The sequence below is a fragment of the Bacillus sp. LR_5 genome, from assembly GCF_042709275.1.
This window is the reverse complement of the sequence record NZ_JAVAXX010000650.1, coordinates 1-883: the sequence shown is the minus strand read 5'-3', so window position 1 is coordinate 883 and position 883 is coordinate 1. Positions and strand designations below refer to the sequence as shown.

Below are 883 nucleotides of genomic sequence, written 5' to 3'. Positions count from 1 at the left end.
GTTTACCTGTACAAAAGCATAAAAGTACGTAAAGGCAATAATCAACGCAACATATATCGCCATACCCACCGGATGCGTATTATCAAAGTTGTTTTGAATCCACTTTGTCACATCGTTTGTTCCAAAGAATGACGCGATCGTCCGCGGCGTTATCAAAAACGCAACCGCAAAGATTACCGGAATAACCCCTGCAGGATTCACTTTCAATGGAAGGTGTGTAGACTGACCTCCGCCAGCAGGTGAACGACCTGTGCCTTTAGCATATTGAATCGCAATTTTCCGTACGGCTTGCTGAATGAAAATAACTCCAACAATAACTGCTAAAATCGCAATCACAAGAAGTGCGACTTTCACAATATGAATAAACAACTGATCGTTGCTGCCGACAAATTGAGTCTCATATATTTGCCCAATTGTTTTTGGAATACTAGACACAATCCCCGCGAAGATAATGATCGATATTCCGTTGCCTACTCCATGAGAAGTAATTTGTTCCCCAAGCCACATTAAAAAGGCAGTTCCGCCAGTGAGCACTAAAGCAATGATAAGATATGTCGATACACCGGATTTTTCGATCAGCATACCGTTTGCCAGATTGTTGAATCCATATGACATACCTAACGCTTGGATGAAACCAAGCACAATCGTAAAGTACCTTGTGAACTGAGCTAATTTACGGCGGCCAACTTCACCTTGCTTAGACCACTCGGTAAACTTCGGTACCACATCCATCTGAAGCAGCTGAATGATGATCGAAGCCGTGATATAAGGAGTAATTCCCATTGCGAAAATGGAAAATTGGTAAAGCGCACCGCCGCCAAATGTATTAAGGAGATCAAAAACACCCATTTGAGACTGTGCCTGTAACGCTTCAGCGTTAACG

1 protein-coding gene is annotated in these 883 nt (G+C 42.8%); it reads right to left on the bottom strand.

Annotated features, from left to right (window positions below; genetic code table 11):
- Positions 1-883 (bottom strand): preprotein translocase subunit SecY (secY, locus tag RAC86_RS39250; RefSeq protein WP_377887013.1); only part of this gene is annotated, 883 nt, incomplete at both ends.